We start from the raw sequence: 6,447 nt of genomic DNA on the forward strand, positions 1-6,447 counted from the left end.
TCGGCGTCCAGGGTGGTGCTGTGGACGCGGCGCAGCACGTCGAGGATCACCTCGTCGTCGGGCTCGGGCCGGAAGACCAGCCGGCCGGGGCGGTCGGGAAGGCCGCAGGCGGGCGTCCAGGTGTAGCGGAACCGCTCCACCATCGGCTCGTACCCGGCCTCCACCGCCGCCGAGATCCGGGCGCCGCCGGCCGCCCGCGCCAGCGGGTCGGAGCGCCAGCCGGGCGGCAGGATCAGCTCGTACTCGGCGTGCAGGCCACTGGCCCGCAGCAGGGCGGTGCCGGCGGCCGGGTCGGTGAAGTCGAACCAGTCCAGGACGCGCGGCTCGGTGTCGCCGGGGCCGCCCCAGAACGCCGCGCGGGCCACCACCTCCCCGCCGCGCAGGGCGAGCCACACCCACTCGGGGCGGTAGTCACCGCCCTCGGCGACGGTGCGCAGGACGTGGTGCGGTGGGTCGAGCAGGGCCCGGCCGACGAGGCCGGGGTCGGGCAGGGAAGCGAACAGGGCACTGCTCTCGCCCTCGGCGAGGCAGCGGAAGACCAGATCGGTCATGGGTGGGACAGGTCCTTCCGGATACGGGGCGCGCGGCCGTCCGTCCGGTCAGAGAGAACGCCCGGGGACAGGGAGGCGGGAGCGGGGCACGCGCGAGGGGGTGACACACATCAGCAGCGCCTCCTTCCGGATCCGTGGGCGTGCCCGCACCGTATCCCGTACGCTCCGGCGGGTGCCAACGGGTTTCTGGACAGAAGCAACTCCCTTCGCGGAAAATCCTGTTCATGACCTCGATCGAATCCGGCCTGCCCTCCCCGCGGATATCCGACGCGGACCGTGAGCGTGCCCTCGGCACGCTGCGCGAGGGCATGGTGGAGGGGCGGCTCTCCCAGGACACCTTCGAGCGGCGGATGGACCAGGTCGTGGGCGCCCGGCGCCCGGAGGAACTGGCCCTCGCCCTGCGGGATCTGCCCCAGCCCGAGGGACCGGCGGAGCGCACCGGCTGGCTGGTGCAGACGGTGGGCCGGATCGCGTCGTTCCCGCACCGGGTGTCCACGGCGTGGCGCGCGGAGCGGCTGCCGCAGCTGGTGCTGCCCACCCCCGGCCCGCACCCGCTGTCCATCGGCCGGGCTCCCGGGTCGGCGCTGCGGCTGAACGACCCCAGTGTGTCCCGGTTCCACGCGCAGCTGACGGCCACGGAGGCCGGCTGGCTGCTGCGGGACCTCGGCTCGGCGAACGGCACCTGGGTGAACGGCCGGCGGGTGACCGACACGCTGCCGGTCGGTCCGGGGGACGAGGTGCGGTTCGGCTCGGTGTCCTACCGGCTGAGTACGCGCTGAACGGACACCGGCGGCGCCGGGGCGCGCGGCGGCCCGGAGCCGGTCTGCCGCCCGAGCGGGGGCTGGGTGGTGTGGGACGGCAGACCGGAGTTCCGGGTGCGGCAGTGCTCACGGGCCGGAGCCGTGGGAGCGCTCCCAGTCTGCTTCCGGGCGCCCCGGTTGTAAAGACGGCGCGTCAGAACCCGTCGGCGCGCACCAGCAGGGCGACCGGCCGAGCGGCCAGCAGCCGGCCGAGCGGTGTCTTGCCCCGGTAGCCGGCGCGCCCGTCCGCCGCCCCCTCGCCCGGGGCGCTCGCCTCCGCGAGATCCCCGGCCAGCGCGTCGTACCAGCGGCCGGGCGGCAGCGGCAGGACGGTGCCCTCCCAGCCGCCCGCCGCCGCCAGGGTGCGGGTGAGCCGCGCGGCCACCGTGATCACCCGCTCCGAGCGGCAGAACGCCAGCGCGTGCTCGGCGGTGGGCCCCTCGGCGGCCAGCGGTGTGTAGGTGGCGTGGGCCCCGAACCACTCGGGCCGCGCCCGGCGCAGCCGCAGCGCCACCGACGTCAGCCACAGCTTCTCGGCGCTCAGGCCCCCCTCGGGGCCACCGGCCCGCATATCGGGCGCGGCGTCCGGCAGGGGCCGCGGCGGTCCGGCCGGGCGGCGGTTGTCGGGGTCCACCAGCGCCCGGTAGACGCTCTCGCTGCCCCGGTAGACGTCGGGCACCCCGGGCATGGTGAGGTGCAGCAGGGCGGCGCCGAGGACGTTGGCGCGGATCTGCGGTGCCAGCTCCCGGGCGAGCGCCGCCACCGGGTAGCCGGGCGGGCCGCACGGTCCGCCGCGGACGAAGCGGTCCAGCGCCGCCTCGTACTCCGCGTCGGGTTCGGTCCAGGTGGTGCGCAGTGCCGCCTCCCGGGCGGCCTTGAGGGTGGCGGCGGCGAGCCGGTCGGGGTCGGGGGAGGGGGCGAGCGCGAACGCGGTCTGCCAGCATCCCCAGGCGGCGTGCGGGTCGGGCGCGGGTACGCCCGCGCGCGCGGCGCGCTCCGTCACCTCGGTGAGCAGGTCCGCCCAGCCGCGCGGATGTTCGGTGAGCGCGGCGAGGGTGGCCCGGACGTCGCCGCTGCGTTTCGTGTCGTGCGTGGTGTACACGGTGCCGGTGAGCGGCCAGTCGCGCTGGATCCGCGCGCAGTGCGCGTGGAAGGCGGCCGGCGGCAGCGCCGGGCGGGCCGGGTCCCCGCCCACCTCGGAGGCGGAGAGCAGCGGCGTGAACCGGTACCCCGCGCAGTCCTCGGCGGCCTTGGCCCGCAGGGCCGAACTCACCTGGGCGAACCGCACCCGGAAGTCCGCCGGGTCGGTGCCGCGCCCGGTGGCCGGTGCGGTGCGCGCAGGGCGGCCGAGCGCCAGGTCGTGCAGGGCGTCGAGGGCGCGGCGCTCCGCCGGGGTGGCCACCTCCCGCGCGGCGGCTGCCGCGGCGGTGGCCAGCAGGGCGGTGTCCGCGGCGGACGGCGGGCGGCCGGCCGGGACGTAGGGGCGGTACACCGGCAGGGCGACCAGCAGCGCGGTCAGCGCCGTCCGCAGGGCGGCCGTGGGGTGGTCGGGGCCGCACAGCCGGCGCGCGGTGCGCAGCAGGCGGGCGCGCTCGGCCGCCAGCTCGTGCTCGATGACCCGGTGGGCGGCGCGCCGCTCGGTGGGCTCCCAGGCGCCCCCGAGGCCGGGCGGCGCGCCGGTGTACGCGCGGTAGTGCGCGGTGAGCTGTTCGGCGCCCGCCGGGTCGGTGAGCACCGCGTCCACCTGGCGCAGCGCGTCGTAGCCGGTGGTGCCGGCCACCGGCCAGCCGGCCGGGAGGCGTTCGCCGGGGCCGAGGATCTTCTCGGCCACCACCCACACGCCGGGTCCGGCCCGGCGCCGCAGCCGCCGCAGATAGCCCTCCGGGTCGGCGAGCCCGTCCGGGTGGTCGATGCGGAGCCCGGTGAGGACGCCCTCGGCCAGCAGGCGCAGCACCGTGGCGTGGGTGGCCTCGAAGACGGCGGGGTCCTCCACCCGGACGGCGATCAGTTCGCTGACCGTGAAGAACCGGCGGTACGTCAGCTCCGTGCGCGCCGTCCGCCACCAGGCGAGCCGGTAGTGCTGGGCGTCCAGCAGCGCGTCGAGCGGCAGGTCCTCGGTGCCGGGGCGCAGCGGGAAGCGGTGGTGGTCGCCGTAGCGCAGGGTGCCGTCCTCGACCCGCAGGGCGTGCCGTTCGTCCGCCGCCGGGCCGGCCAGGACCGGCAGGGTCATCCGGCCGTCGCCCGCGGCGGGGTCGGGGTCGAGGTCGAACCAGGCGGCGGCGGGTGAGCCGGGTCCGTCGCGCAGCAGCCGCCACAGCGGGGCGTTGAGCGCGGTGTCGGCGGGGAGCGCCATGTGGTTGGGCACGATGTCGGCGATCAGGCCGAGGCCGTGGGCGCGGGCGGTGGCGGCCAGGTGCCGCAGGCCCGGTTCGCCGCCGAGTTCGGCGCGTACCCGGGAGTGGTCGGTGACGTCGTAGCCGTGCCGGGAGCCGGGGACGGCCTCCAGGAGGGGTGACAGGTGCAGATGGGAGACGCCGAGCGCGGCGAGGCGGGGGACGGCGCGGGCCGCCGCAGCGAAGCCGGCGCCGGGCTCCAGCTGGACGCGGTAGGTGGCGGTGGGGGTGCGGGGCACCTGGGTCATGACCACCACCCGCCCCGACTGCCGTGCGGGGTGGCGTGGTTGAGTCCGTACCGTGCTGCGCGGCCGGCCGGACGCGCAGTAGGCTTCCTTGATCCAACGGCGGGGTGGAAGGCGGTGCAGGCGGTGAGCTCATCGGGGCTTGAGCTGCCCTCGGGGAACGGGGGTGAGGCCGCCGAGGCACCCACCCAGGCGGTGCCCGTCCCGCGCACGGTGGAGATCGGGGCCGATCTGGGCTGGAGCGAGGCGGACTGGTCCGAGGTGCGCACCCGGGTGGAGCGCGCCGGGCGGGCGTACGTCTGGCTCAATCTGGTCGAGCAGCGGCTGCGTTCGGTGGTGGCCTCGGTGCTGCGCCCGGTGTACGAGCCGGTGCACGGCGAGGAGTGGGAGATCGCGGCGGCCGGTCCCGCCGGGCAGGAGTGGGTGCAGCGGGCGGCGGCGCTGCGGGAGGTGAGCCGCCGCAAGGGGCTGGTGCTTGATCCGGCCGATGACACGGTGCTCGCCTTTCTGACCCTGCCTCAGTTGCGTGAACTCATGGTGCAGCACTGGCCGTGTTTCGCCCCGTATTTGGACAATCGGCGCGAGCTGGAGCTGACGCTGGACGAGCTGGAGGTGGCGCGCAGCGCGGTCAGCCGCAACCGGGGGATGAGCCGCGCGGTGCTGGAGCAGGCGGAGCGCGGCTGTGCCCGGCTGCTGCGGCTGCTGGAGACGGGGACGCAGGGGGCGGCCGGGCGGCTGCCGGCGGACGCGGTGGAGCGGCTGGTGGGGGACCGGTTCACGGACGTGGCCGGGGTGCATCCGGACCGGGTGCGGTTGCAGCGGCAGCTCCCGCCGGAGGAACTGTTCGGCGGCGCGCGGCGGATCGACGCGATGGGGACGGGGCTCGGGCTGCTGGTGCAGAACTATCCGGGGCGGCGGCTGGCCCATCTGGCGGCCTCGGGGTGCCGGGTGCGGCTGCTGTTCCTGAACCCGGCGAGCGGGGCGATGCGGCGCCGGGAGCGGGAGCTGGGGCTCAAGCGCGGGGAGCTGGGGCGCTCGGTGGAGACCAACATCCTCCAGATGCGCCGGGTGCGCAGCAAGGTGCGGGATCCCGAGGCTTTCGACATTCATGTGTTCGACGAGATCCCCCGATTCAGTGCTTATTTCGTGGACGGTGACAGCCCCGATGGGGTGGCCGTGGTGCAGTCATATCTACGGAGAATACGGGGAATGGAAACCCCGGTTCTCGTTCTCCGGCGCACGGGTCGGGAGATACCGCACCGAACGGACGCGGCCGCCGACGGAGAAATGACGCTTTTCGAAACGTACCGCGAGGAGTTCGAATGGGCCTGGGAGAATTCCCGCCCGGTTTCGTGAACGGAGTGCGGCGCATGAAGTGGTAGCGTCTTTCGGGTCCTATTTCCGCCTGGAAGCAGACCATGCGTCACGACATTCCCCCCCTGACAGAGGTGCGCCGGACCACGCAGAAGAAACGGGACGCGTGGTGGACCGTCCTGCTGGTGGATCCGGTGGCCACCCCGCTGGTGCGCTGGACCGCGCTGTGGACCCGCATCACGCCGAATCAGATCACCTGGCTGGCCCTGTTCTTCGGCCTCGGCGCCGCCGGCTGTTTCGCCTTCGGCACCTGGAACTGGCTGCTGATCGGTGCCCTGCTCTATCACGTGAGTTTCATCCTGGACTGCATGGACGGGAAACTCGCCCGGCTGACCAGGACCGGTTCCGTATTCGGGGCCTGGCTCGATTATGTGTTTGACCGCATCAGGGTATTGGTGTGCGCGGTCGCCCTGATGGGCGGCCAGTTCTATCGCACCGATGATGTGATCTATCTCTGGCTGGCGCTCGCGGTGGTCTTCCTCGACATGCTGCGCTATATCGACGCCCTCCAGATCTTCAAGATCCGGCACGGGATGCGCAAACAGATCAAGGCCAGGGCCCGGCGGGCGCGGGAGGCCGAGAACGCCACCGAGCTGGCTTTCATGGAAGATCTGCTGCGGGAGAATCCGGAGGCCGACGCGGACGCGGTCGCCGCCCACCACGAGAGCGAGCGGGCGCCGGCGGGCGAGGGTGCCGCAGAGGAGCGCGCGGTGCCCGCCCAGCGCGCCGCCGCGGCCTCCGCGTCCGGCACCGCCGCCGCCGGCTCCGGTTCCGGTTCCGCCGAGGGCCGGCCCCCGCGCCCGGCGGGCGCCATCGTCGACCTGCACCGGGAGTTCCGCTCCCGCTTCCCCGGCTATCTGCGGCTGCGGGCCTTCCTGCTGCGGCACCGGATCCGTTCCCACCTGGTGAGCGGAATCGAGTTCCAGATGGCGGTGTTCATCATCGCCCCGGCGCTGAACGCCGTCATCCCGGTGACCATCGGCGCGGGCGTCCTGCTGCTCGTCTTCGAGCTGGCGATCATCTACAAGCTGCTGCTGTCCACCCGGGACTTCGCCCGCACCCTGGACTCCTTCGACGCGGCGGA

Annotated in this window: 4 protein-coding genes and 1 pseudogene; 3 read left to right on the forward strand and 2 right to left on the reverse strand. The window is 74.5% G+C overall.

Going from position 1 to position 6,447, the window contains the following annotated elements; all coding sequences use genetic code 11:
• A pseudogene (locus ACFV5N_RS19785) lies at window positions 1-551 on the reverse strand (GNAT family N-acetyltransferase); the annotation flags it as partial.
• A 224-nt stretch (window positions 552-775) separates the two neighbouring features.
• On the opposite strand from ACFV5N_RS19785, the gene ACFV5N_RS19790 reads away from it, so the two are divergent.
• Window positions 776-1,330 carry an FHA domain-containing protein gene (locus ACFV5N_RS19790; protein WP_385601401.1) on the forward strand — a complete coding sequence of 185 codons (555 nt, stop codon included), beginning with the start codon at window positions 776-778 and terminating at the stop codon, window positions 1,328-1,330.
• Window positions 1,331-1,505: 175 nt separating this feature from the next.
• On the opposite strand, the gene treY is transcribed toward ACFV5N_RS19790, so the two are convergent.
• On the reverse strand, window positions 1,506-3,992 hold the full coding sequence (gene treY / locus ACFV5N_RS19795; protein WP_385601404.1) for a malto-oligosyltrehalose synthase: 2,487 nt from the start codon (window positions 3,990-3,992) through the stop codon (window positions 1,506-1,508).
• A gap of 123 nt (window positions 3,993-4,115) precedes the next feature.
• Between treY and ACFV5N_RS19800 the strand changes: the two genes are divergently transcribed.
• Both ACFV5N_RS19800 and ACFV5N_RS19805 read left to right on the forward strand, forming a co-directional pair.
• Entirely contained in the window at window positions 4,116-5,345 is a 1,230-nt protein-coding gene (locus tag ACFV5N_RS19800) for an SAV2148 family HEPN domain-containing protein (protein WP_385601407.1), read from the forward strand.
• A gap of 62 nt (window positions 5,346-5,407) precedes the next feature.
• On the forward strand, window positions 5,408-6,447 hold a 1,040-nt coding region (locus tag ACFV5N_RS19805; protein WP_385601410.1), incomplete at its 3' end, for a CDP-alcohol phosphatidyltransferase family protein.

The organism is Streptomyces sp. NPDC059853, from assembly GCF_042731495.1.
Classification (GTDB): Bacteria; Actinomycetota; Actinomycetes; order Streptomycetales; family Streptomycetaceae; genus Streptomyces.

What these genes read in the sequence shown, in the direction of transcription:
- ACFV5N_RS19790 (WP_385601401.1), top strand. Translation starts at nt 776, where the DNA reads ATGACCTCGATCGAATCCGGCCTGCCCTCCCCGCGGATATCCGACGCG.
- treY (WP_385601404.1), bottom strand. Translation starts at nt 3,992, where the DNA reads ATGACCCAGGTGCCCCGCACCCCCACCGCCACCTACCGCGTCCAGCTG.